General features: G+C 33.4%; 23 protein-coding genes. 14 read left to right on the top strand and 9 right to left on the bottom strand.

Features of this window, described 5'->3' with window-relative positions; genetic code table 11:
• Positions 1-27 precede the first annotated feature (27 nt).
• Together BD847_RS06110 and BD847_RS06105 are read right to left on the bottom strand one after the other, a co-directional pair.
• On the bottom strand, positions 28-3459 hold the full coding sequence (locus tag BD847_RS06110) for a hypothetical protein (RefSeq protein ID WP_115887422.1): 3432 nt from the start codon (positions 3457-3459) through the stop codon (positions 28-30).
• A gap of 89 nt (positions 3460-3548) precedes the next feature.
• Positions 3549-3776: a hypothetical protein gene (locus BD847_RS06105; protein ID WP_115887421.1), complete on the bottom strand. Its 228-nt coding sequence runs from the start codon at positions 3774-3776 to the stop codon at positions 3549-3551.
• Positions 3777-4061: 285 nt separating this feature from the next.
• Here BD847_RS06105 and BD847_RS06100 point away from each other — a divergent pair, with 285 nt between their 5' ends.
• Together BD847_RS06100 and BD847_RS06095 are read left to right on the top strand one after the other, a co-directional pair.
• On the top strand, positions 4062-5123 hold the full coding sequence (locus tag BD847_RS06100; RefSeq protein WP_115887420.1) for a helix-turn-helix domain-containing protein: 1062 nt from the start codon (positions 4062-4064) through the stop codon (positions 5121-5123).
• 113 nt (positions 5124-5236) lie between these two features.
• Positions 5237-7474 carry a TonB-dependent receptor domain-containing protein gene (locus BD847_RS06095; protein ID WP_115887419.1) on the top strand — a complete coding sequence of 746 codons (2238 nt, stop codon included), beginning with the start codon at positions 5237-5239 and terminating at the stop codon, positions 7472-7474.
• 4 nt (positions 7475-7478) lie between these two features.
• Here BD847_RS06095 and BD847_RS06090 read toward each other — a convergent pair whose 3' ends face one another.
• The 3 genes from BD847_RS06090 to BD847_RS06080 all read right to left on the bottom strand — a co-directional run bounded on the left by BD847_RS06090 (position 7479) and on the right by BD847_RS06080 (position 9845).
• Positions 7479-7700 (bottom strand): hypothetical protein, encoded by a 222-nt coding sequence (locus BD847_RS06090; RefSeq protein WP_115887418.1) that lies wholly within the window; start codon positions 7698-7700, stop codon positions 7479-7481.
• 201 nt (positions 7701-7901) lie between these two features.
• Positions 7902-9161 carry an aspartate kinase gene (locus BD847_RS06085; RefSeq protein ID WP_115887417.1) on the bottom strand — a complete coding sequence of 420 codons (1260 nt, stop codon included), beginning with the start codon at positions 9159-9161 and terminating at the stop codon, positions 7902-7904.
• 183 nt (positions 9162-9344) lie between these two features.
• Positions 9345-9845 carry a GNAT family N-acetyltransferase gene (locus BD847_RS06080; protein ID WP_115887416.1) on the bottom strand — a complete coding sequence of 167 codons (501 nt, stop codon included), beginning with the start codon at positions 9843-9845 and terminating at the stop codon, positions 9345-9347.
• A 171-nt stretch (positions 9846-10016) separates the two neighbouring features.
• Between BD847_RS06080 and fbp the strand changes: the two genes are divergently transcribed.
• Entirely contained in the window at positions 10017-11021 is a 1005-nt protein-coding gene (gene fbp / locus BD847_RS06075; protein ID WP_115887415.1) for a class 1 fructose-bisphosphatase, read from the top strand.
• A 385-nt stretch (positions 11022-11406) separates the two neighbouring features.
• Here fbp and BD847_RS06070 read toward each other — a convergent pair whose 3' ends face one another.
• On the bottom strand, positions 11407-11838 hold the full coding sequence (locus BD847_RS06070) for a TerB family tellurite resistance protein (protein ID WP_035653359.1): 432 nt from the start codon (positions 11836-11838) through the stop codon (positions 11407-11409).
• 169 nt (positions 11839-12007) lie between these two features.
• On the opposite strand from BD847_RS06070, the gene BD847_RS06065 reads away from it, so the two are divergent.
• From BD847_RS06065 to BD847_RS06040, 6 genes are all read left to right on the top strand, one after another.
• Entirely contained in the window at positions 12008-12601 is a 594-nt protein-coding gene (locus BD847_RS06065; protein WP_115887414.1) for a HupE/UreJ family protein, read from the top strand.
• 5 nt (positions 12602-12606) lie between these two features.
• The gene (locus BD847_RS06060; RefSeq protein WP_115887413.1) at positions 12607-13038 is read left to right on the top strand and encodes a deoxycytidylate deaminase; all 432 of its coding nucleotides are present in this window, start codon (positions 12607-12609) and stop codon (positions 13036-13038) included.
• Positions 13038-14615 (top strand): S41 family peptidase, encoded by a 1578-nt coding sequence (locus tag BD847_RS06055; protein WP_115887412.1) that lies wholly within the window; start codon positions 13038-13040, stop codon positions 14613-14615. The genes BD847_RS06060 and BD847_RS06055 overlap by 1 nt, the downstream gene beginning before the upstream one ends.
• Positions 14616-14633: 18 nt before the next feature.
• A complete protein-coding gene (locus BD847_RS06050; RefSeq protein WP_115887411.1) occupies positions 14634-14999 on the top strand; it encodes a nuclear transport factor 2 family protein in 366 nt (121 codons plus the stop codon).
• Between the two features lie 78 nt (positions 15000-15077).
• Positions 15078-15392, top strand: a complete 315-nt coding sequence (locus BD847_RS06045) for a hypothetical protein (protein WP_115887410.1) — start codon at positions 15078-15080, stop codon at positions 15390-15392.
• 40 nt (positions 15393-15432) lie between these two features.
• A complete protein-coding gene (locus BD847_RS06040; protein WP_147298495.1) occupies positions 15433-16050 on the top strand; it encodes a hypothetical protein in 618 nt (205 codons plus the stop codon).
• A 2-nt stretch (positions 16051-16052) separates the two neighbouring features.
• Here BD847_RS06040 and BD847_RS06035 read toward each other — a convergent pair whose 3' ends face one another.
• The 3 genes from BD847_RS06035 to BD847_RS06025 all read right to left on the bottom strand — a co-directional run bounded on the left by BD847_RS06035 (position 16053) and on the right by BD847_RS06025 (position 17544).
• Complete coding sequence (locus BD847_RS06035; protein WP_115887408.1) at positions 16053-16658, bottom strand: FAD-dependent oxidoreductase; 606 nt, start codon at positions 16656-16658, stop codon at positions 16053-16055.
• Between the two features lie 2 nt (positions 16659-16660).
• On the bottom strand, positions 16661-16861 hold the full coding sequence (locus tag BD847_RS06030) for a hypothetical protein (RefSeq protein ID WP_115887407.1): 201 nt from the start codon (positions 16859-16861) through the stop codon (positions 16661-16663).
• Between the two features lie 104 nt (positions 16862-16965).
• Positions 16966-17544, bottom strand: a complete 579-nt coding sequence (locus BD847_RS06025; RefSeq protein WP_091494800.1) for a MarC family protein — start codon at positions 17542-17544, stop codon at positions 16966-16968.
• A 291-nt stretch (positions 17545-17835) separates the two neighbouring features.
• Between BD847_RS06025 and BD847_RS06020 the strand changes: the two genes are divergently transcribed.
• From BD847_RS06020 to BD847_RS06000, 5 genes are all read left to right on the top strand, one after another.
• The gene (locus tag BD847_RS06020) at positions 17836-18618 is read left to right on the top strand and encodes a hypothetical protein (RefSeq protein ID WP_115887406.1); all 783 of its coding nucleotides are present in this window, start codon (positions 17836-17838) and stop codon (positions 18616-18618) included.
• Between the two features lie 259 nt (positions 18619-18877).
• Entirely contained in the window at positions 18878-19447 is a 570-nt protein-coding gene (locus BD847_RS06015) for a DUF3109 family protein (RefSeq protein ID WP_115887405.1), read from the top strand.
• A 335-nt stretch (positions 19448-19782) separates the two neighbouring features.
• Entirely contained in the window at positions 19783-20760 is a 978-nt protein-coding gene (locus tag BD847_RS06010) for a ribonucleotide-diphosphate reductase subunit beta (protein ID WP_115887404.1), read from the top strand.
• A 269-nt stretch (positions 20761-21029) separates the two neighbouring features.
• The gene (locus BD847_RS06005; RefSeq protein ID WP_115887403.1) at positions 21030-23423 is read left to right on the top strand and encodes a ribonucleoside-diphosphate reductase subunit alpha; all 2394 of its coding nucleotides are present in this window, start codon (positions 21030-21032) and stop codon (positions 23421-23423) included.
• 508 nt (positions 23424-23931) lie between these two features.
• Entirely contained in the window at positions 23932-24771 is an 840-nt protein-coding gene (locus BD847_RS06000; RefSeq protein WP_115887402.1) for a prephenate dehydratase, read from the top strand.
• Positions 24772-24780 lie beyond the last annotated feature (9 nt).

Below are 24780 nucleotides of genomic sequence, written 5' to 3'. Positions count from 1 at the left end.
ATTTATTGTCATCTTTTTCGTAGTGCCTTAAAAATATGCTCGAAGCTGAACATTTCCTGTATGCACCGTTGCGCCGGTTTCACTTTTGCGTCCCTGATAGTTTAAATTAACATCCAGAAATGAAGTAATGTTTTTTTGTAATAAAAGTTTCCAGACTAGATTTTGCCCCGCCTGAAGTCCTTCAAGCATTTGAAATCCTACTGATGAAAATTCATTTCCGTCGAATTTATTTTCATAAAAGGAGAACTCTCCGTTTAAGGTCACCTTTTTTTCTCCGGCAAACGAAAAGGAAGTTCCAAGTCGGTTTTGAACCAAAGTTTCAAAATTTCCTATTTGGTTTTCTTTGTTCTGAAATTCATAAAAGAAATCCACACTTGTGTTTTTCGAAAATAAATAACTGATTTTTGGAGCAATTTGATACCCTTTTAAATCATAATTCTTTTCGGCAAAATCTTTAGAAATCAAATTCGTTTTTATGGTTTTGGTAAAGAAGTTAAACAACCAGCTTTTTTGAAGAAGATGAGTATATTGCAATTGATGCGAATTGTTTGTCACATTTTGAGAACCAATCGAGAGCAAATTTTTTCCTTTATTAACCAAATAGGAATAGGTTACTGAATGTTTCTGTTTTCCGCGATTGTAGAATAAACTGTTTCGGAAACTGGAATTCAGCCCCAGAATATTTTCCTCAGAAGAATCAAACGGATTAAGCTCCAAACTTTCGCCTTCGCTTTTTACTTTTCGATCCATTATAAAAGACGTTTGATTATAGAAATAGGACATCAATTTTTTGAATCCTTTTTCATTTTGCCATTGTAATGGATTTAAAATAACAGATTGCGAAAATTTGTTCTGGTTTGTTTTGATGTAAACCTGATTCGGCAAGAAGATCCGAATGAATTTTGCCTGATCGGGAAATGCGGCAATTTCAAACTCTTCCAGTTCCTGAATACCGTTTCCGTTATAATCATTCCAAGTATAAACACCTTGTCCCGTGGGAACTTCGATATAAGTAAATTCCTGTTGCGCGATAGTTCCTGAACTGGTTTCGTAAGCCGTTCCAATTTGCATGAACTGATTAAAAAAACGATCTGTGTATAAGATTCTCGAATTTAATGAAGGTTCATTTTCTTTTGTTTCATCAGTAAAATCGAGGTTTCGGTAACTAGCATAAACCGCCAAATCGGTTTTTTTTGTCTGAATCAGTTTTGATCTCAAATAATAGGTTTGCGAATTGTTTACATGTTGTAAAAATCCGTTTTGCAAACTGTCATTTCGGCGTTGTAGAAAACCCAATTCTACATAGACTTTTGTACTGTCACCGCGCCCTACAAAAGCGCCGTATTCTGAGAATCTTTGGCTTAAAGCCGAAAATTGATTCGTGATTTTATCTTTCTCCTGATTGTCCTCAAGCTGCATGCTTGCACCAACCCAGTTTTTTCCAAAATGATATTTGGTTCGGGTTTGATTTCTGATAAATTTTGAAGTCGAAGCCGTCGCATCAGAGTTCAGGAAACTGCCTTGATTTTCAATCGTCCAGTTTTTCAGTTTGAAAAAAGCAGTTGTTGTATGCCTTGTTCCGGAATAGCTTTCAGTAAAATCCAATTTCTCTAATTGATAGGTAAACAATCCCGTATTTGTAGTTTCTTTTTTCGAAAATAAATCAAAGTTTAAACCCGTAACCAGTAAACTTTGATTTCCTAAAAATACGGAGTTTAGGTTCCAATCGCGATTAAATTCAATATTATACAAACGCTCCACCGATTTGAAATTCTCTTCTACAAATTGATAATTGGCAAAAGCGTCCAATGTCCAGCTTTTGGTAAAAAGACGTTTTTTGATGTTGGTTTTAAAAGCAATTCCGCTATTGTCGCCATCGTCAATGCCTGAAAACAGGTTTTTATCATTATTGCTAACGGCAAGTTCAAAATCCGCAAGTGTTTTTTCGTTCGGATTGTATTTTCCTAAAAACGTTGCAACTTGCAGTTTCATTGGCGGAATCAGTTGTACTATCGGTTCGTAATTTCCTTGCGGAATTCCATTTACAGGTTCTCTATATTCGTAAATACGTTCTACTGAATTACTGTTTTGAATAACATAATTTCCGAGATTGTTTCCAACAAGACTAAATTTTACATTGTATAAAACATTATCCGGATTTTTCGAATATTCATAAACTTCAACCGCATTTACGATTGTTTTTTTGTACAGAATTTTATTGTCGGCATAAGTGTCTTCAAACGCTGAAGGCGCTTTCATTAAATCAGGATTATCTCCGGCCTGGCTTAAAACCTGAACCTGATCAGTCGAAAGATTTTGTTGTAGCGGTTGGTTTTTTAAATCATTTTCGGAATAAAGATAACCGCCAAAACTCCATTTTTTGTTTTCATGCGTAGCGCCTGCATAAGTCACTACACGATTGTAATTCCGTTCGGAATATTGGTATTCTATATTAATACGCATTTCTGAAGTAATCGTAAAAAGCGAAGTAAAAACAATTTCTCCCGCATTATAATCAATTACATAATCGTTGTTTTCGCCTCGTTTCAGCAAAACACCATTAACGTAAACACGCTCCGAACCCGAAATAACCAAAACGTACAATTCGCCATTTTGGCCTTTTAATTTATAAGGTCCCTGATTTCCTTCCTGTCCCGTAAAAGTACTTTTGGCATATTGTCCTTTTACAAACGAAACTGATGCAAAAACATTGGTTTTGCTTTTCCCGTTATCAAAATCAAAATTGGCAGAAAGTCCCTGTACTTTTTTATTAAAACTTAAAAACTGAGTTTTTCGGTTTTCCAGAAAAATATCTCCGGCGCGAATGTTCCAGTCATCACTGAAAAGTTCCATAAAGATATTATCAAACTGATCGAGTTTTTGACTGTAACCACCATCTTGTAACGGAATATTACTATCCTGAAGCGATGCCCGCAAACTGACTTTATCAGAGATTTTTCCGGTAATTTGTAAATCTAAGTTGGAGTTTAAAACCGTACTTTGATTGTTTCCCAAGGTAAGTCCGCGAGTAATACTTCCTGATGTATTCAAGCCATCGAATGGCGTTACTTTTTTGGTGTTTGAGTTTTCGATTCGGTACAATTTTTCAGTACCAACATCATTGGTTACAACCTGATCTGATTTGTAAAGACTGTATTCTTTGGTAATAAAATCAGGATAAAGTAGATAATTGATGGTTAAAGTATCAGAAACCGATTTGAAATTTTGGTTTAAAAGCAAAGTACCTTTTCTAAAATCGATAGTATAAAAAGTAGAATCGATCGCTTCATTTTTAGTATTCAGAAGCTGAAAAAAACCGGGATTGATACTGACTTTTTCTAAATGAATGGTATCGTGAGTTGCAATTACTTTTTTGGTTTTGTACGCTGATTCCGTTTCCTGAGCCTGAAGCGCAGAAAACCAGATAAAAACCGTTAAAAACAGTAATTTTTTCAACATAAATACTTTAACTCTAAAAAGTCAAAAGTAGTATTTATAATTGGGAATTGTAGCGTGGGTTATTTTAGATTTATGGGCTGCTTTTTAGGTTATTTCCCATTTTTGATAAAAGCTAAAATTATTAAAACCAATAGCGCAACGATTATTACGAAAATAGGATTTGCATAATTTGCATGCCATCCAAATTCATTTATTCTTTTTGGGAAATAGGATCTTTTGTCTTTCGGATTGTAATAAAACATTCCCCAAATCCAATTGTTAGGATCATTTTCCCATTCGTTCTTTGTTTCTTCACTCGGTTCATCCAACTTTTTCATAACTATTGGATTTATTGGTTAACAAGTTGGTGCGATTATTTTAACACATAGAAACATAGATTAAGAACGCTCAAAAAAGGCGTTTCACTTTTTTTAAATAAACATAGTTGGCTATGTGTTAGAAACAAGTTTCTTTTTGTCTTCTTTTTTGGGTATAAAATCTATGTTCCTATGTGTTAAATAAAAATACACCCAAATGATTGCTTGGTTGTTATAAAGTAAGTGATTTATTTTCATTTAAAAATAATCTTTATAGCTTTGTTTGGTACAAAACAAACTTAATTTATGGATACAGGCAAAGAACTTTTATTCTTCTTTAGTGCTTTAGGTTCTTTCAACGGAATTATTCTTGGAGTTTATTTTTTCTTTTTTACTAAGAAAAAATACCTGACGAATTATTTTCTTGGAGCACTTTTGTTTGCATTAAGTATCCGAATTGGGAAATCTGTTTTTATTTATTTTGATCCCGAACTACCAAAAATGTATTTGCAGTTAGGGCTTACTGCTTGTTTTTTTATTGGGCCATTTTTGTATTATTTTTTAAGATCGGCGGTCGAAGAAATAAATGTAATGCCAAAATCGTGGAAAATGATATTACTCTTTTGGGGAGTTTTAATTCTTGGAACCGGAATATTATACCCTTACGAAACTTATCCAGAACTTTGGCGTTTTTATTTTATCAGAATCATTTATTTTCAGTGGTTCCTATATGTTTTCTTTTCAGGATTTGTGATTAGAGGAATTTTAATGAAAATTTTTAATACAAAAGAAAAAGCAAATCCATCGGAAATCTGGTTTGGAACACTTTTTCTGGGTAATTTTTTATTATTTCTTTTTTACTTTTTAGCAATTTTAGGAGCTCCAGCCGCGACTTATATTAGTGGTGCTGTAGTTTTTTCTTTTATTTTATATCTGATTATTTCTATTCTTTTATACCGAAAGAAAACCGATGATCTGTTTTTATTGAACGAACCGAAGAATTCAGGTAAAAAAATCGAATCAGCCGAAGCGGTTTTGATAACTGAAAAACTCGAAAAGTGTATGAATGAAAAAAACCTGTATAAAAATCCAAATTTGAGTTTACAAGATTTGTCAAAAGAAATTAATATCTCGAGCCACCAATTATCACAGTTTTTGAATAACAACTTGGGGAAAAATTTCACCAGTTTTGTCAATGAGTTTAGAATAAGCGAAGCCTGCAAAATTATCACATCAAATGATAAACTGACTTTAGAATCGGTTGGTTACGATGTTGGTTTTAATTCTAAATCTACATTTTTTGCCGCTTTCAAAAAACATACAGGAACTACGCCTTTAAGCTATCAAACTCAGGCTTTGCAGGCATAAACATAGTGCCGAATTATAAATTCGTACTCCTGATTTCGTTTTCGATTACCTCGTAAAGCAATTAAGAGCTGACTTTTGTTTCATCAAAGTCAAACTGCTAATTGTTAAAGTTTATGAGATTTCAAAAATTGGTTATCCTATGTGTTTTTTTTCTGATTTTTTCATCAATAGAAATAAAAGCACAACGCATAAAAAAAGTCACAGATAAAAGTTATTATAGTGATGATGTACTCTTCGCGAAGTTATTAAAATCTCCTCAAGATACTGTACTTATTCAAGAGAAAGAGCACAATGAGTTAAATGAAGTGGTTATAAAAAGCCAACCTTTATTAGTAAAATATGGAGCAAACGGAAATATTGATGTCAATGTAAACGGAACTGTTCTTGCAACAAGTAGTTCAGTAAATGAGTTATTAAGCCGAGTGCCGAGTGTTGTGGTTGCGGAAGGGCAAATAAGCGTACTCGGAAAAGGCGAAGCAATTATTTACCTCAATGGAATTTTGATTAATTACGAACGTTTTGCTGCGATTCCGGTTTCGCAAATTGCCAAGATTGAAGTTATTTCGAATCCATCTGCCAGATATGATGCCGAAGGAAAAGCAGTTATCAATATTATTACAAAGCAAAATGTTGAAAGCGGTATAATGGGAACTGCAAACCAACATGTATCGGCTTCGAAATTTGGCGGAACGAGTTACAACACGCTTTTTGATTTTAGTTATTCTAAAGGAAAATTCTCTTTCATAAGTAATTACGGTTTGCAATTAGGAAGAAATCGTGAATTGTTGTATACTACAAGAACGCGCCCAAATCCTGATGATTTTATGAAATCTGAATTGACAACGGACTGGAAAAGACGTTTTAATAATTATTCCAATTTTGGTTTCGGACTTCAATATAATTTTTCTTCTAAAGATTATATTTCCTTAGCTTATAGCGGAAATGTGAACGATTTGGGCGGCATTACAGAAAGTAGAAATTCGATAACTAATAAATCGGGAAATAGTCTTTATGCCACCGATATAGACAGAAATGATGTTTTGTTAAATCAGTTTATCAATTTGAATTATAATTTGACAACCCAAAAAGGTGCTACACTTTTTGTGGGTTCACAATTTTCTAATTACAATCAGACAATAGGCGATTTTATCGAAGAAAACAGCTTTGTTGCAGAAACAGATTCAGAGAGATATTTGAAGAATAATGTAGGAAGCAGAATAAATATCTTTGCGATTCAGGCAGATTATACAAAAAAAATCGATGAAAAAACAAGATTTGAAACGGGTGCAAAGTTTAGTTATACTACCATAAAATCGGGAACAGATTTCCTTATCTCTGCTGATAATTCGGATTTTGAATTAGACGAAGAACTTTTGAGTGATTTTGAATACAATGAAAAAATTGCTGCAGCTTATTTCAACTATGTCAAAACGTGGAATAATAGATTTAATTTTTCAATTGGAGCAAGAGCGGAAAAAACAAGCTATAATTTATTTACGGATGCAAAGAAAGTTCAGGAATTTGAAAAAAGCTATGGCAATTTTTTCCCCAATGCACTTTTAAATTTTGATTTTTCGGAAGATTGGAAAGGGCATTTTTCGTATGCTGCGAGAATAACAAGGCCAAGATATCAAGCTTTAAATCCGTATGTAATTTATCAGGATCCATTTACTACAATTGAAGGAAATCCAAATTTGCTTCCGGAGAAAACACATGCCTTTGAAATAGGTACGATGTACAAAAAGTTTGATTTTAAAATAGGATATACGTATAAAATTGATCCTATTTCTGCTGCAGCGTTACGTGGTGATACACCAAATAGTTATGTTTTAAGAGCATTAAATCTGGAAAAAGGACATACTTTTTTTACTTCGCTATCGAGATCTTTCAACGTCAAATGGTGGAATTCTGTTAATACAGCGAGCATTACCTGGCAGAAATCTGTAGATAATTTTTATGGATTTGTTTTCAGTCCTGTAAAACCTCAATTTTATTTGTATTCTAATAATACATTTACAATTCCGAAGCTTTTCAAACTTCAATTTTTAGCTTGGTATTTAAGCGACCGAAGTTATGGATTAGGAACTGAAAACAGCCGTTCGACAGTTACTTTAGGAATAGAAAGAATTTTTTTTAAAGAAGCTTTAAAACTCAATTTCTCAGCAAATGACATTTTTCATAAGTTCATGGTTTCCGGAGATTATAATGTCGGAGAAACTCAAATTTATTATCATAGAACCTATACAAGTAACTATTTTAAACTTATCGCAACGTATAGTTTTGGGGATTCAAAAAAGGCAAATTATAAGAAATCTGAAATTGAACAGACAGAGAATAATAGAGCAAGATAATTTTTTAATGGTATTGTTTGTCTTGTTTTGCAGTGCTTTTTTCTTTTTTAATTTCTCCTTTATAGATCAAAAACATTGCAATACAGGTTAAGAATGGGCCAATTGAAAGTCTGAAGTCAGAAAAAGTAATATCTCTGAATTCTTTTGATGCTAAAGGAATCAAGTTTGAACCTATAAATAATATTCCAATAATTAGAATAAGTAGCGAAATATGTTTTTTAGTCATAATTAAAGTGTAGTAGTGAGTTTGCTTTATAAATCGTCCGAAGATAATTCATGTTTTAAAAACAGTAATCTGATTGCTAGAAAGTAAAGTTAATGAAACTTTTAGGTAAAGGAAAATTCTTATAAATAAAAAAGGCTTCACAATTAGGTGAAGCCTTTCTAAATATATGTTGAATTGAAATAATTACCTTTTAAAAAACTATTAGTTTAGTTCTTTAGTTACAATCTGCATGGTTTCGCGGCTAACTTGTTTCAATAAAACTTCTTTGTTCGCTTCAACCGTTTGAGCAGCTTCTTCCGTAAAGTGACGGATAGTATATAAAGTTACATTTTCGCTGTATTCTACTTTGAATTTTTTCGAAAGAATTGCGTTCAACTCTGGGAAGTTTCCAAATTTATCTTCCACACAAACAGAAAAACTAATCGCAGAATTCTGAATCAAGTTTACTTTAATTTTAAATTCATGGAATAATCCAAAAATCTCACTGATGTTTTCTTCCATAATAAAAGAAAAATCAATTGAGGAAAGAGAAATTAAAAGCTGTTCTCTTTTTACAATAAAACATGGATATTGTGGTTCTAAATCAACACCTTTAGAAACGCAAGTTCCTTTCAATAACGGATTGATAAAAGATTTAACGTACAACGGAATTTCTTTTTTCTGTAAAGGTTGCAATGTTTTCGGGTGAATAACAGTTGCTCCGTAAAAAGCCAATTCGATTGCTTCACGATATGAAATTTGATTTAACAAACTTGCATTTTCAAAATAACGCGGATCCGCATTCATAACTCCCGGAACGTCTTTCCAGATCGTTACACTTTCAGCATTTAAGCAATAAGCAAAAATTCCGGCAGTATAATCAGAACCTTCACGACCTAGAGTTGTTGTGAAGTTGTTTTCGTCAGCACCTAAAAATCCTTGTGTAATGTTTAGTTGTTTTCTCGGAACATTTTTACTGATATTTTGTTGTGTCGTTTCCCAATCAACTTCAGCGTCTCTGTAGTTTGCATTTGTTTTAATGAAATTACGAACATCAAGCCATTGCGTCTGAATTCCCATAAAATTCATAAAATGACTTAAAATATTTGTAGAAATCAATTCTCCAAAACTTACAACCTGATCGTAAACGAAATTGTAGTTTGGCGATTTATTGTGTGCTAAGAAATATTCAAGTTCAGAAAACTGCTCATTTACAGCAGCAAAAACCGCATGGTTTTCATCTTCGAATAAATCCAATAATATTTGATTGTGATATTTTTTTATTTCCTGTACAGAAGAACTCAATTCTGTCGATTTTTCAAAATAGTTCTTGATTACAACTTCAAGAGCATTTGTTGTTTTTCCCATAGCCGAAACTACCAGAATTACGTCTTCATAACCTACTTTTTGTAAAACGTCATATACGTTTTTAATTCCATCTGCATCTTTTACAGATGCTCCACCAAATTTAAATACTCTCATTTTTAATTAATAGATTTTAGATTTTAGATTTCAGATTCAAATCGAAACCTAGTATTTTGTTTTTTTGCCACAGATTATAAGGATTAAAATGATTTTATAATCTATGTCGGTTTGCCACGAATTGCGCAAATTTTCACTAATTAATTCGTGCTAATTCGTGGAATTCGTGGCAAAATATTTCTTTTATAACTTTTCTAAGAACGAATTAATTCCTGCTTCATCCATGTGAACGACTCTCCATTCTTCGAGAATCTTTGCGCCTGAATTCTCGTAAAATTTTACTGCCGGTGTATTCCAGTCTAAAACATTCCATTCAATTCTTCGAACATTTTCCTTCTTGCCTTCTTTCATGATTTCAGCATAAAGTGCCGATCCCAAACCAGTGCCGCGCATTTTTTCTTTCACAATCAAATCTTCAAGATGTATTGTCTTTCCTTTCCAGGTAGAATAGCGATAGTAAAATAACGCAATTCCAACTATTTCTTTCCCGTTTTTACTTTCTTCGGAATCACTTTCAATCTCTGCCACAAAAACCTGAAAAAGTGGTTTTTCTCCAAAACCATCGCGTATTAAATCGTCTTCTGTAATTACAACAGCATCAGGTTCTTTTTCGAATATTGCAAGCTCCTGAATTAGCCCCAACACCGATTTCATGTCTTCAGGATTTCCTTTTCTAATATTCATATATTCGTATTATTAATTGTTTATTAGCTAAAAAAGCACTTTTTTAACAGCTACTTTTTGCAGATAATTAGCAAATATACAATAGTAGCAAACTAACAAAATAATTTTTAAACCATTCTCACAAAAAAGGCGATATTTGTGACTTAAAAATAAAACTACAACGATATAGTAATGGAAGAACGCAATAAAACACTGGGAGAGTTTATTATTGAGAACCAAAAAGCATTTCAGTATTCGTCGGGGGAGCTTTCCCGAATTATCAACTCTATACGTTTGGCGGCCAAAGTCGTCAACTATAAAGTAAACCAAGCTGGATTAGTGGATATTATTGGCGCTGCAGGCGAACAAAATATCCAGGGAGAAGATCAGCAAAAATTAGATGTCTATGCCAATGAAGTATTTATCCAGACGTTAATAAACCGTGAGATTGTCTGTGGTATTGCTTCTGAAGAAAACGACGATTTTATAACTGTTCAGGGGAGCGACAACAGTCATAATAATAAGTACGTGATCTTAATGGATCCGCTTGACGGATCTTCAAACATTGATGTAAATGTTTCTGTAGGGACAATTTTTTCTGTTTTCAGAAGAATTACGCCAATAGGAACTCCGGTAACAAGCGAGGATTTTTTACAACCGGGAATCAATCAAGTGGCAGCAGGATATGTAATTTATGGAACTTCGACTATGCTTGTATATACAACTGGACATGGAGTAAATGGTTTTACACTGAATCCGGCAATTGGTACATTTTACCTTTCACATCCAAATATGAAGTTTCCGGAAAACGGAAATATCTATTCGGTGAACGAAGGAAATTATGTTCATTTTCCGCAAGGAGTAAAAAACTACATTAAATATTGTCAACGCGAAGAAGAAGACAGACCTTACACTTCTAGATATATCGGAAGTTTGGTAGCCGATTTTCATCGAAATATGATCAAAGGAGGAATTTATCTTTATCCAACAAGTTCTAAAGCACCAAAAGGAAAACTACGTTTGTTATACGAATGTAATCCGATGGCGTTTATTGCTGAACAAGCAGGCGGAAAAGCAACCGACGGTTTTAACCGAATTATGGAAATTCAGCCAACGGAATTGCACCAAAGAGTTCCGTTTTTCTGCGGAAGCAAAAATATGGTAGAAAAAGCGGAGGAATTTATGGCAGCTGAATAAAAGTATTCAGTGGTCAGTTTTTAGTATTCAGTCTACAATTTAAGCCCGACAGGTTTTTAAAAACCTGTCGGGTTATTTTTTCACATCTTCACACATCCAACCGGACAAAAGCCCAGCCCTACAATATAGACCGAGCCAAAGGCTCTTTTAAAGTTCCAAAGGAACGAATTATATTGTAGGGCTGGACTTCAGTCCAGTTGAATAAAGAATATAATATTGTTCATTAGAAATTAAGTAAACCAAATTTGCATTTACAGTATGTTTTTGCCTAAAAACAGCAAACCCGACAGGTTTTTAAAACCTGTCGGGTTATTTTATTGTCTTCAATTAAATTTCAATCGCCGTTACAAAACTGCGACCGCGACTGAACACTAAAAACTGAATACTATTTATGCATATGTTGCATTTCGTAGATAAAAGTATCTCCGTCAACTTTTTGATCTACTAATGACAAAGCTTTTGCAATAATATAATCCACGTTACTTGGAGTAAATCCTAAAGCTACGCTTATCTTTTTCAATAATACTTCTTGTTTATCCTCAAGATGATGATCAACATGTACCATTCTTGTTAAGTCATATAAACGTTCTAAACGCTGTACATATGAGTACGGTGGATTAATAGGATATTTTAACGGATCGCTAAGGATTTCTTCGTACTCAGACTCTGTAATTTCTAAACGGGAAGCCAATTTGTCCAAAAAGGCTTTTTCTTCTGGGTACACAACTCCGTCTGCTAATGCTACACGAACGATAGCTGAAAAGTGTCCTTTGTTTCTTTGCTTGAATTCGCTATCAAATAATTCTGAAAATGACATAATTATAAAGTTTTTTATAACACAAATATAAATCTTATTTTAATTTAACGATTTTAAATTACTCATAAAATTTAACGTATTTTTCTGCGTTGTTTTAGAGATGGACTTCGCGACATTTTCAAAATAAGTCGTAAGTTTACATCCCCTAATCATTTAATAGCAGTACCCTATGTCAGAGTTTTGGATTTATTTTCAAATAGGATTAAAACACGTTTTAGATATCAATGCCTATGATCACGTTCTTTTTCTAATCGCATTAACAGTTCCTTATTCCTTCAAAGATTGGAAACGTATTTTACTTTTGGTTTCGGTTTTTACAATTGGCCATACCATCGCATTAATACTTTCTGTTTTCGGAATAATTGCAGTAAAAGTTAATCTGGTTGAATTTTTAATACCAATAACGATTTTAATAACAGCTTTATATCATTTGTTTACTGCCGGAAAAGCGACAAAAAATGATGGTTTAAATCTAATTTTCTTCGTAACATTGTTTTTTGGAATTATACACGGACTTGGATTTTCAAATTATTTTAAAACGATTTTAGGAGGTTCGTCAACTTCAAAATTAATACCTTTAGGGGAATTTGCGTTAGGGATCGAAGCAGCGCAGTTAGTAGTAGTTTTTGTAGTTTTGGTACTATCATATATAGTGCAGACCGTATTTCGTTTTTCAAAGCGCGATTGGGCACTTGTAATGTCGGCTTTCATTGTTGGAGTTGTGATTCCGATGATTATTGAAAGCCCAATTTGGAACAGATAAAATAAATGGAGATAAAAAAATTAAACAAATACGATAAAGCGTATTTGCGAATTGCAAAAGAATGGAGCTTGCTTTCGTACTGCAAACGCAAACAAGTAGGCGCCATTATCGTAAAAGACCGAATGATTATTTCGGATGGCTACAACGGTACGCCTTCCGGATTTGAAAATTGCTGCGAAGATGAAGATGGCTTAACCCGTTGGGATGTTCTTCATGCTGAGGCAAATGCAATTTTGAAAGTGGCAAGGTCAACGCAATCTTGCGAAGGAGCAACTTTGTATATAACGCTTTCTCCTTGCAAAGAATGCAGTAAATTGATACATCAGTCGGGAATAAAAAGAGTAGTATACAAAGATGGATATCGTGATGATTCCGGAATTCAATTTTTAATAAAAGCAGGAGTTGAAGTACTACATATTCCTGTTTTAGAAGAGTAATGAGATTTAATTCTAAATATCTGCCAATTGTTATCGGAGCCACTTTTGCTCTCGGTACTTTACTCGGAAGCGTGATGAATGCTCCTGCAGATGATCAGCTTTTGGCTAAAAATTACTCCAAAACCAAACTCAATAAACTGATCGATTTTATTAATAACGAATATGTCGACAGTGTAAATACAGACTCAATTGTAAACCTGACAGTTGATAATATTCTTTCAAAATTAGATCCGCATTCTGTTTATATTCCGCCAAGCGAACAGGCCGAAGTGGCCGAAAGTATGAAAGGAGATTTCGTTGGAATCGGAATTAATTTTTATATGTATAAAGATTCTGTTGCCATTATTAAACCCGTCGAAAACGGACCTTCCGCGAAAGCAGGATTAAAATCAGGAGATCGAATTTTATTTGCAGGAAAAACCAAGTTATTTGGACGAAAACTGCCTTCAGATAGTTTGTTTTCGAAATTGAAAGGCGCCCAGGGCTCTGAAATCGAATTGACAGTTTTTAGAAAATCCGAGCAAAAGAAACTCAAATTCAAAATCAAAAGAGATATTATTCCGATAAAGAGTGTTGATGCTTCTTTATTGGTTGGAAATAATGTTGGATACATAAAAATCAATCGTTTTGCCGAAACTACGTTCAATGAATTTAAAACAGGTTTAACAAGATTAAAACAAAAAGGAATTCAGTCACTGGTAATTGATCTTCGCGATAATGGCGGAGGTTATATGGAAGAAGCAGTAGCAATTGCCGACGAATTTTTGAAAGACAAACAACTGATTGTTTTTACCAAAAACAAAAACGGTTCAACAGAAAAAACATACGCAACAAAAGCCGGAAGTTTTGAAACTGGGAAAGTTTATGTTTTAATAAATGAAAACAGTGCTTCTGCAAGCGAAATTTTAGCAGGAGCGATTCAGGATAATGATCGTGGAACTATCGTTGGACGCCGTTCTTTTGGGAAAGGTTTAGTTCAAAGAGAAATGGATTTCAATGACGGATCGGCTGTAAGATTGACTGTGGCGCGTTATTATACGCCAACAGGAAGATCGATTCAGAAACCGTATAAAAAAGGAAATGAAGAATATTTTAAAGAATCAGAAGCCAGAATAAAGTCAGGTGAACTTTATGCAAAAGACAGTATCAAAGTAGCGGATTCTTTGAAATTTAAAACGCCAAAAGGTAAAATTGTTTACGGCGGCGGCGGAATCGTTCCGGATGTTTTTGTTCCGATGGAAGCGGAACACGGAAATGAAAATGTTGCTTATTTATTACAAACCGGAATTGTAGGCCATTTTGTTTTTGAAGAACTCGATAAAAACAGAGATGCGTTTGCTGGCTTGCGTTTTAATGAGTTTTTGGAAAAAATGAAAACCTCTGACGAATATTTCAAAAAGTTCAAAAACTACGTTTATATGACAGGTTTGGACTTGAAGTTTGATAAAACAAAAGCACTCGTTAATCGTTATATTACTGCCGAGTTTGCTCGTCAGTTGTATGGAGAAATCTATTATTATGATGTGGTTTTGAAGGAAGATGTAATGATTAAAACGATTCTGAATCCAAAGAAATAATCCTGAAATTTTTAAAATATGAAAACAGAAGCTGTTGTAAATGCCGAAATTGAACTTTTGACAGCAATTAAAAATGCTGATGTTTTAACTTTAGAAAAAATTCTTCACGACGATTTGTTATTTAATTTACCTGATGGAAATACGATCACAAAAGAATTTGATTTAGAATCGTATCGTTCAGGAAAAATGAAAGTCGATTTGTTAGAAGCATCAGATCAAATTATTAATATAATTGGCGATACGGCTGTTGTAACTGTTGTGATTTCATTAAAAGGAACTTATGATAATGCTCCAATTAATGGTGTTTTAAAGTATATCAGGGTTTGGAAACAGTTTGATGAAGATTTAAAAGTTATTGCAGGAAGCTGTATTCCATTGGCGTAAATTTCAGAAGAAACTTAATATAAAATCAAATTTGGCAAACGAAAACAGGGTTTTGTTTTTTGCCATTAAAATCAAAATATGAAAAATTTAAAAAGAATAAGTTTCCTTCTTTTCATAATGACATTTGTAATTTCTTGCGCAAATATGAAAGATAGCAATAGAACAGTTTCAGGAAAAGTCGAGGCTATAGAAGGTGGCAAAGATGGCTACACTGCAAAAATCAATACAGATCAAAAAGAAGTATATTTTGCAACAATAAGTATTGTAAATGTTGGCGGACCTCAAAACTACAAACAAGTAAAAATTGGTGATATCGTCTCAGTAAAAGGAGAATTCTGGAAAAGCGAAGACGAAAATCATATTAAGGTTACGGAGATTCTCTCGGTGAAATAAAATATTTCTTATCGAATTAATTTAATACTTCGATTTTTTAGTGAGAAAGTTTTTGATTTTGCTTGTTCTTTTTGGCTTTGGATGTTCTTCAGATCCAAAAAAAATTTCGAGTATTGAATTAATCTCTTATAATTGGGATTTAAAGCTCCCTACACCATCGTTTAAGGGTGAGTTTTATATTCAGCCAAAATTATATTCGATATTAAATTTAGATGGTGAGAATGAAAGTTATGTTTGCGAATTTTCTCCAAATAAAAATGAGATTTATTTTCATTCGAAAATAGATGCGAGCATAGTAACTGCTTTAGTTGAATCTTTATCTTTAATCGAAAAAAATGAAATTTCTGTAGATTCTTATCGACAGGATGGATGTATGGAAAGTTCTCCAATGTATAGGTTAAAAGTCATTTTTTCTAATAAAGAAGAAAAGTTTTATCAATATAGCTTGCGTGAAGATGGTAAAGCTGATTTAGCTATACGTAAATTATATGGTGCTTTAAGGGTAAACCAGATTGAAGAAAATTACGAAAAGATGAAAGACACTGTTTCTTTCGGTGCAAAAAAGCAATCGTTTATAAACTTCTCAATGCATGCAGATACTTTAAATTTGCCTTTACCTCCGTTACCAAAGGATAATAAAGTTAAATTTATAAAATAATATTATCTAATGCTGTCGTGTGCGTGAGTCTGCACGCCATTATTCCATAAAGTTAGAATATCTGTGGCAACAGCAGCGCCGCTTCCTGCAGCAATGGCTAACTGGCTTCTCCAGCCTGCTAAAGTGCCAATTACATAAATGCCATCAGCAACTTTGTGATCGTCATTTTTTAATTGAATTCGCTGTTTTTCTGGAAGTGCTTTTTTATGCGGTTCTACAAATTGCATTAAACCATCAATGTTAAAAGTATTGGCAGAGCCAATTCCGACAACAATACTTTTTGTTTGATAGGAGTTTTTGTTTGTAACGACCGTAAATTCAGGATACGAACCTTCAATACGAATTACTTTTTCGTTTGCGATTTGAGTAATATGCGGATAATTTTCGGCTAAATCTTGGGTGCTTTCTGTGAGTAATTCTGAACCTAATTTTCCTGGCGTTATTCCATAAGCATTGTAGAAAATTGCTTCTTGTAACGAAGAATTCTTTTGATGTGTAAAAATTCCGATTTTCTTATCGGTAACAAAAGCTTTATTTTTTGCGGAACCTAAAACTAGAGCACAAGACATTCCTGATACGCCTCCGCCAATAATTAAAACGTCAAACATTATTATCTGCCGTTTGTTTTTTCTTCAATTCTTTTTGAAATTCTAAAAATCAAAAGAATCAATACTGCGCAAAAAGAAGCGACGATTCCAATAAAAGCTACCATACTGTCTCCCTGGAATGGGTTTTGGAAGTCTAATAGCGTAATATTAAAAACAATTAAAGCTAATGCTAAAAGCACTAAGATTGAAGTAAAGATTTTCATATTGGTTGTTTATTTGTCTAAAAAAATCAAAGTTAAACTTTAAGGAAAATGGCTTAAAGTTTTGTTTTTAGAAATTTTATGGGGTAAAAGTATAAAAATAATTGTTAGACAAACAAACCTTTAACATTAGCAGCGAATAATTTAACAGCAATTGCTAAAAGTATGACTCCAAATGTCTTGCGGACCACGCCCAGTCCGTTTTCACCTAATAAATTTTCGATTTTCTTTGATGATTTTAAAACGATGTAAACCAGAATGATATTCAACAAAATGGCAATAATAATATTGATCGTATGAAACTGAGATCGCAGAGATAATAAAGTTGTCATAGTTCCGGCTCCAGCAATCAATGGAAATGCTAAAGGTACGATTGAAGCTGATCCCGGTTCTTCGTCACGATAAATACGGATTCCTAAAATCATTTCTAAAGCAAGAAAGAATAATACAAAAGATCCGGCAACGGCAAATGAGTGAACATCTATACCAATAAGATTTAATAAACCTTCTCCAACAAATAGAAAAACTATCATAATGGCGCCGGCAACAATAGATGCTTTTTCAGATTCGATATGTCCGACTTTAGCTCTTAGGTTTACAATAATCGGAATTGAACCAACAATATCAATTACGGCAAAAAGAACCATACTAACGGTAATAATTTCTTTAAAATCGATTTCTAACATATCGCTTTGATTTTTAGGGTTTAAAAAACTGGTGCAAAAGTAGTTAATAAAGTTAGGTGTTTTTTCGATACAATGTGTTTTTGTTATAAAAACATCAATTCACTAAGTAAAATGTGATATTTGTAACATTGTAATCTTTCCATTGCTAATTTGTAGAAAAAGGATGGTTTATTTTTTGGACTTAATTTATTTTATTGCTGGAATGCGAAAAAGTTCTCAAAATCAAGAGTAAAAAATATAACTTACTGGAAATCAATTAGTAAATTTGTTGTAATTTAAAAAGGGAAGATTATGAAAAAGATGATGTTTGTTTTAGTTTTCTTGTGTTTGTTGTTTTCGTTCAATAGTTCACAAGCCCAAATCTGGCAGCAAATAAAAAAAGCAGCACAACAAAAGAGCCAAAATGGTACCACAGCTGCTGATCAAAATGCGAATATTGAAAATGCTGTTTTAAGTTACGGTAAAAATAAAGTAGATCCTTCGGTTGTGCCAAATTCGTATAATTTCAGTTGGAAATATAATATGGAAATTAAAACCGATGAAGGAAAAGCAATGAACGCTAATTATTTATTGGAGCCAAATGTGTCTTATTTTGGTATGAACATTTCGCAGGGACAAGGGCAGGATATGTTCATGATTATGGATTCAAAAAATAGTATTACGGTAACTGCTTTTGGGAGCGGAAAGGAAAAAATGGCATCAGCATCAAAAATGCCTGATTATACCGAAATGGCAAAAAAGGAAGGAGAGAAATCAAAATTTACGTATAAGACACTTCCAAACAAAACCTTTTTGGGTTATAACTGCAAAGGAATTCAGATGACAAATGATCAATATGATATTATTTGTTATTACACGAGCGAGGCAAAAGTCAGCTTTGGCGACATGTTTAAAAACCAGAAAGGCTGGAAAATGCCCGAAGGATTATCGAATTATTTTAAACCTGAAGATCGAACATTGTTAATGGATATGACAATGAAAGATTTGAAAAGCAGAAAAGTCACCACCATGAAATGTCTCAGTTTAGAAAAAAGTGCATACACGTTTAATAAATCGGATTATAAATTCATGTAGATAAAATGGCTCGTTGGGTGTAATTGATGATTTTCTTTTTTAAAGAGTAAAAAAAGAAACATGTTTCTCTCACATAGCCAGCTATGTTTATTTTAAATAAGTGAAGCGCCTTTTTTAGAGGAACAATTCTGTGTTTCTATGTGTTAGAATAATTACTCGCAACTAGTATATAAAATGGTAACATTCTAAATAAGTAGGGTTTGCAAACATATATTGGCGTGCGATTTTTATTTCCTGAATCTTTAGCTACCTTTGCAAAATGTTTCAATTAGGAAAAACCATAGTATCAGAGGATATCCTCGAAAAAGAATTTGTTTGTAATTTATCAGCATGCAAAGGGGCTTGTTGCGTCGACGGAGATGCGGGCGCGCCTTTGAATGAAGCTGAAACTAAAATCTTGGAAGAGATTTATCTGAAAGTAAAACCCTTTTTACGAAAAGAAGGAATTGCTGCAATTGAAGCCCAAGGAACCTGGGTGAAAGGAACAGACGGCGATCTTGAAACGCCTTTGATTGATAATAAAGATTGTGCGTATGTTATTTTTGACGGAAAAACGGCACTTTGCGGTATCGAGCAAGCTTACAATCAAGGAATCGTAGACTGGAAAAAACCAGTTTCTTGTCATTTATATCCAATCCGTGTGAAAGACTTTACCGAATTTGCTGCAGTGAATTATGATAAATGGGATATTTGCGATGATGCTTGTTCTTTAGGTAAAGAATTGGAAGTTCCAGTTTATAAATTTGTTAAAGAAGCATTGATTCGCCGTTTTGGTGAAGATTGGTATTTAGAACTTGAAAAGGTTGCTGAGGAACTTAAGAACTCGTAAAAATCAAGTTTAAAAAATACCTTTTTGTCAAGGTGTGTTTTAACTCAAAAAAATAAAGTTTTAGCTCAAAAAAAACTTTTAAAAACAATTTAAAATTTCTTGCTTTTTATTTCAAAAAGTCTATATTCTACGGGGCTTCAAGATGCTATTTGCGCTTTTAAAGTGTTCATTTGCAATAAATTAATTATTGTATGAAAATCATTTCAAATTTTTGGCGTTGTTAAAAACTACGTCGAATTGTGAATAAGTTTGACTTTCATTTTTGGCAGTAATTGACAATCTTTGTAGTCTACTGAGTTAGTAAAATTTCAGTATAAAAATTAAACAAAACAGTCATGTCACAAGTCGAACCAATATTACAAGAAAATAAAAATCGTTTCGTTATTTTTCCAATTAAACATCATGATATTTGGGAATGGTACAAAAAGATGGAAGCTAGTTTTTGGACTGCGGAAGAAATCGACTTGCACCAGGATTTGACAGACTGGAACAACAAATTAAATGAGGATGAAAGATATTTCATCAAACATATACTTGCATTCTTTGCGGCTTCTGACGGAATCGTAAATGAAAATCTTGCTGAAAACTTTGTAAACGAAGTTCAATACGCAGAAGCGAAGTTTTTCTATGGTTTTCAAATCATGATGGAAAACATTCACAGTGAAACGTATTCTTTATTAATTGACACTTACGTGAAAGACGAAGCTGAAAAAGCGGAATTATTCAATGCTTTGGAAGTTTTTCCTGCAATTGCTAAAAAAGCAGAATGGGCTTTAAAATGGATCGAGTCTGATTCATTTGCTGAAAGGCTTATTGCTTTTGCTGCTGTTGAAGGTATATTCTTCTCTGGTGCTTTCTGTTCAATTTATTGGTTGAAAAAACGTGGTTTAATGCCAGGTTTGACTTTTTCTAATGAGTTGATTTCTCGTGACGAAGGTGTACATTGTGATTTTGCAGTTCACTTGCATAATCATCATTTGATTAACAAAGTACCAAAAGACAGAATCAAAGAAATCATTGTTGATGCTCTTGATATCGAAAGACAATTTGTAACAGAATCTCTTCCGGTAAGTTTAATTGGTATGAACGCGACTTTAATGACGCAATACTTAGAATTTGTTGCCGACAGATTACTAGTGGAATTAGGTTGTGAGCGTGTGTATGGATCAGCGAATCCGTTTGATTTCATGGACATGATCTCTCTTCAAGGAAAAACTAATTTCTTTGAAAAACGTGTTGCCGAGTATCAAAAATCAGGTGTGATGAACACAGACAGCGATGCTCAGAAAATTTCATTTGACGCAGATTTTTAGAACAACAGCATTTATTAATTTCAGCTGATTTTATCTAAGGCTTTAATTAATTATTTACAGAACATTTTTTAGGTTGAATCTCTATCACCCAAATCGGAGATTTAATAGCAATTTTAACGACTTTTCGGTTTGATATTCAAATTGGAAAAGGACAACTATTGAGAATCCTGTAATTCTCAGAAAAATAATTTAAAAACACGCAATGTTTAAGTGCTGGAGTTCGTTCTCTAGGTACTTTCATTTTTTCAATAACTATAAAAGGTAAGCTTATGTATGTAGTAAAAAGAGATGGCCACAGAGAGCCCGTAATGTTTGATAAGATTACAGAAAGAATCAAAAAATTGTGTTACGGCTTGAATGAGCTCGTAGATCCGGTTAAGGTAGCGATGAGAGTTATCGAGGGATTGTATGATGGGGTTTCTACTTCTGAATTAGATAATCTTGCGGCAGAAACGGCGGCTTCAATGACTATTGCGCATCCTGATTATGCACAATTGGCAGCGCGTGTGGCAATTTCAAATCTACATTCAAATACTAAAAAATCGTTCTCAGAAACGATGAAAGATATGTATCACTACGTAAATCCAAGAAATGGACAAGATGCTCCATTAATTGCTGATGACGTATTTAAAGTGATTCAGGAAAATGCTGCTTTTTTAGATTCTCATATCATTTATACAAGAGATTTTAATTACGATTACTTTGGTTTTAAAACTTTAGAGCGTTCTTATCTTCTTAAAATAAACGGAAAAATCGTAGAAAGACCACAACATATGTTGATGCGTGTTTCGGTTGGTATTCACTTAGACGATTTAAAATCGGTAATTGAAACTTACGATTTAATGTCTAAAAAGTTCTTCACGCATGCAACGCCAACGTTGTTCAATGCTGGAACTCCAAAACCTCAAATGTCTTCTTGTTTCCTTTTGGCAATGCAAGATGATAGTATTGATGGTATTTACGATACATTAAAACAAACAGCAAAAATCTCGCAATCAGCGGGAGGAATTGGACTTTCTATTCATAACGTTCGTGCAACTGGATCTTACATTCGTGGTACAAACGGAACTTCAAACGGAATTGTTCCGATGTTGAGAGTTTTCAACGATACCGCTCGTTACGTAGATCAAGGTGGTGGAAAACGTAAAGGAAGTTTTGCGATTTATATCGAAACTTGGCATGCTGATATCTTTGATTTCTTGGATTTAAAGAAAAATACAGGAAAAGAAGAAATGCGTGCAAGAGATTTATTCTTCGCTATGTGGACTTCAGATTTGTTCATGAAACGTGTTCAGGAAGATTCAACTTGGACTTTAATGTGTCCTAACGAATGTCCAGGATTATATGATGTTTACGGAGATGAATTCGAAGCATTATATACGGATTATGAATTTAGAGGAAAAGGAAGAAAAACAATCCGTGCTCGTGAATTATGGGAGAAAATCCTAGAATCACAAATCGAGACTGGAACACCTTATATGTTGTACAAAGATGCAGCAAACCGTAAATCGAACCACAAGAATTTAGGAACAATTCGTTCTTCAAACTTGTGTACAGAGATTATGGAGTTTACATCTAAAGATGAAATCGCAGTTTGTAATTTGGCTTCTATTTCGTTGCCAATGTTCATTGAAAACGGAAAATTCGATCACGAAGCACTTTACAACGTTACAAAACGTGTAACGCGTAACTTGAACAAAGTAATCGACAGAAACTACTATCCAGTGAAAGAAGCTGAAAACTCTAACATGCGTCACCGTCCGGTTGGTTTAGGTGTGCAAGGTTTAGCAGATGCTTTTATCATGTTGCGTTTACCATTTACAAGTGACGAAGCAAAAGCATTGAACCAAGAGATTTTCGAAACTTTATACTTCGCTGCTGTAACTGCTTCTATGGAAATGGCAAAAGAAGAAGGACCATATTCAACTTTCGAAGGTTCGCCAATGTCTCAAGGAGAATTCCAACACAATATGTGGGGAATGAAAGATGAAGAATTATCAGGCCGTTGGGACTGGGCTTCATTAAGAAAAGAAGTTGTAGAACACGGAGTTCGTAACTCATTGTTAGTTGCGCCAATGCCAACTGCATCTACTTCTCAGATTCTTGGAAACAACGAAGCTTTCGAACCATATACTTCGAACATTTACACACGTCGTGTATTGTCTGGAGAGTTCATCGTAGTAAACAAACATTTACTAGAAGACTTGGTAAAACTAGGTTTATGGAACGAAGATTTGAAACAAGAAATTATGCGTCATAACGGATCTGTTCAAAATATTGATAAGATTCCGCAAGACTTAAAAGATCTTTATAAAACAGTTTGGGAAATGTCGATGAAAGATATTATTGATATGTCACGTCAAAGAGGGTATTTTATTGACCAATCTCAATCGTTGAATTTGTTCATGCAAGATGCAAACTATTCTAAACTAACGTCAATGCACTTCTATGCTTGGCAGTCAGGTTTAAAAACAGGAATGTATTACTTAAGAACAAAAGCGGCTGTAGATGCGATTAAATTCACATTAAACAACGATAAAAAAGAAGAAACAGCTCCGGCATTAGTTGCTGAAACTGAAGAAATCAGTGTTGAGGATTATAAAGCGATGCTTTTAAAAGCACAAGCTGCAGGTCCTGAGGATTGTGAAATGTGTGGATCTTAATTTTAGAGTTTTAATTATATAAAAAGCAGTTATTGTAATGATAACTGCTTTTTTTTTGCCACGAATTCACGAATTATTATTTTGAAAATCTGCGTAATTTGAATTAAATGACCACAAAGATTTGCGCTAATTCGTGAATTCGTGGCAAAAAAAACTTAGGATCTCAGCAACTCAGTATCTTAGCATCTTAGAAAAACCTCATTATAAATATCTCATTTTAAGCCGATTTTTTTATATTATCATACAAAACATCATAAATTTGTTAAGAAATCCTTTTTTGTTTCATAAAATGCAATCTTTTTTTTGGTGCACTAAAAATAATTTATACATTCGCAGAGAATTTAAAACATAACACAAACAAAATGGCATCTAACCGTTTTTATTTTAGCAACTCTTTTTATTTCTTCTTTAGTAGAAGTGAGGATTGTGCTATGGTTATTTGAGAAATATAAAGACAAATAAAACTAATATACAATCCTGATGCAAATCAGGATTTTTTTTTGAATATATGACAACGAAAATTGCAATACAGGGTATAAAAGGATCATTTCATCATCAGGTTGTGAAGGAGTATTTCTCTGAAAATGTGGATATTGATGAGTGTTTGTCTTTTGAAGAATTGATCGACAGCCTTATTGCCGGAAAATCTGATCAGGCTGTAATGGCGATCGAAAATTCAATTGCAGGGCCAATTATTCCAAATTATGCTTTGATTGACAAGAATAATTTACACATAATTGGAGAGCATTATTTAAACATTCAGCAGAATTTAATGGCTTTAAAAGGTCAGAAAATTGAAGATATAAAAGAAGTTCATTCACACCCAATGGCACTTTTACAGTGTATGGATTTCCTGAAACAATATCCAAATATCAAATTGGTTGAGGATAAAGATACGGCTGAAACAGCTAGAAGAATTCAGGAAAAACAGCTAACCGGAATTGCAGCAATTGCAAGTGTCACAGCTTCTGAAATGTATGATTTGGATATTATCGCATCATCGATTCAAACGATCAAAAACAATATGACTCGTTTCGTAATCATTAAAAAGCAAAATTCATTTTTGCCGGAAAGCGAAATCAACAGAGCCTCTGTAAAATTTGAATTAGATCATAAAAGAGGAAGTTTAGCAGCAGTTCTAAATGTAATGAGTGATTGCAAACTGAATTTGACAAAAATTCAGTCACTTCCAAAAATCGAAACGCCATGGAAATATTCATTCTTCGTAGATGTAACATTCGAGAAATACGAAGACTTTGCAAAAGCCAAAGCGTTATTAAATATAATGGCTGAATATTTCAAAGTTTTAGGAGAGTATAAAAACACAAAACCTTTAAGCGAGTCGTAAAGTCAAAAA

Origin of the sequence: Flavobacterium cutihirudinis, assembly GCF_003385895.1 — a bacterium.
Taxonomy (GTDB): domain Bacteria; phylum Bacteroidota; class Bacteroidia; order Flavobacteriales; family Flavobacteriaceae; genus Flavobacterium; species Flavobacterium cutihirudinis.
This window is presented reverse-complemented; position numbering and strand designations above follow the sequence as displayed.

Bases quoted from the DNA above. Each gene is read 5' to 3' on its own strand.
- BD847_RS06110 (WP_115887422.1), bottom strand. From the start codon at position 3,459: ATGTTGAAAAAATTACTGTTTTTAACGGTTTTTATCTGGTTTTCTGCG.
- BD847_RS06105 (WP_115887421.1), bottom strand. From the start codon at position 3,776: ATGAAAAAGTTGGATGAACCGAGTGAAGAAACAAAGAACGAATGGGAA.
- BD847_RS06100 (WP_115887420.1), top strand. From the start codon at position 4,062: ATGGATACAGGCAAAGAACTTTTATTCTTCTTTAGTGCTTTAGGTTCT.
- BD847_RS06095 (WP_115887419.1), top strand. From the start codon at position 5,237: ATGAGATTTCAAAAATTGGTTATCCTATGTGTTTTTTTTCTGATTTTT.
- BD847_RS06090 (WP_115887418.1), bottom strand. From the start codon at position 7,700: ATGACTAAAAAACATATTTCGCTACTTATTCTAATTATTGGAATATTA.
- BD847_RS06085 (WP_115887417.1), bottom strand. From the start codon at position 9,161: ATGAGAGTATTTAAATTTGGTGGAGCATCTGTAAAAGATGCAGATGGA.
- BD847_RS06080 (WP_115887416.1), bottom strand. From the start codon at position 9,845: ATGAATATTAGAAAAGGAAATCCTGAAGACATGAAATCGGTGTTGGGG.
- fbp (WP_115887415.1), top strand. From the start codon at position 10,017: ATGGAAGAACGCAATAAAACACTGGGAGAGTTTATTATTGAGAACCAA.
- BD847_RS06070 (WP_035653359.1), bottom strand. From the start codon at position 11,838: ATGTCATTTTCAGAATTATTTGATAGCGAATTCAAGCAAAGAAACAAA.
- BD847_RS06065 (WP_115887414.1), top strand. From the start codon at position 12,008: ATGTCAGAGTTTTGGATTTATTTTCAAATAGGATTAAAACACGTTTTA.
- BD847_RS06060 (WP_115887413.1), top strand. From the start codon at position 12,607: ATGGAGATAAAAAAATTAAACAAATACGATAAAGCGTATTTGCGAATT.
- BD847_RS06055 (WP_115887412.1), top strand. From the start codon at position 13,038: ATGAGATTTAATTCTAAATATCTGCCAATTGTTATCGGAGCCACTTTT.
- BD847_RS06050 (WP_115887411.1), top strand. From the start codon at position 14,634: ATGAAAACAGAAGCTGTTGTAAATGCCGAAATTGAACTTTTGACAGCA.
- BD847_RS06045 (WP_115887410.1), top strand. From the start codon at position 15,078: ATGAAAAATTTAAAAAGAATAAGTTTCCTTCTTTTCATAATGACATTT.
- BD847_RS06035 (WP_115887408.1), bottom strand. From the start codon at position 16,658: ATGTTTGACGTTTTAATTATTGGCGGAGGCGTATCAGGAATGTCTTGT.
- BD847_RS06030 (WP_115887407.1), bottom strand. From the start codon at position 16,861: ATGAAAATCTTTACTTCAATCTTAGTGCTTTTAGCATTAGCTTTAATT.
- BD847_RS06025 (WP_091494800.1), bottom strand. From the start codon at position 17,544: ATGTTAGAAATCGATTTTAAAGAAATTATTACCGTTAGTATGGTTCTT.
- BD847_RS06020 (WP_115887406.1), top strand. From the start codon at position 17,836: ATGAAAAAGATGATGTTTGTTTTAGTTTTCTTGTGTTTGTTGTTTTCG.
- BD847_RS06015 (WP_115887405.1), top strand. From the start codon at position 18,878: ATGTTTCAATTAGGAAAAACCATAGTATCAGAGGATATCCTCGAAAAA.
- BD847_RS06010 (WP_115887404.1), top strand. From the start codon at position 19,783: ATGTCACAAGTCGAACCAATATTACAAGAAAATAAAAATCGTTTCGTT.
- BD847_RS06005 (WP_115887403.1), top strand. From the start codon at position 21,030: ATGTATGTAGTAAAAAGAGATGGCCACAGAGAGCCCGTAATGTTTGAT.
- BD847_RS06000 (WP_115887402.1), top strand. From the start codon at position 23,932: ATGACAACGAAAATTGCAATACAGGGTATAAAAGGATCATTTCATCAT.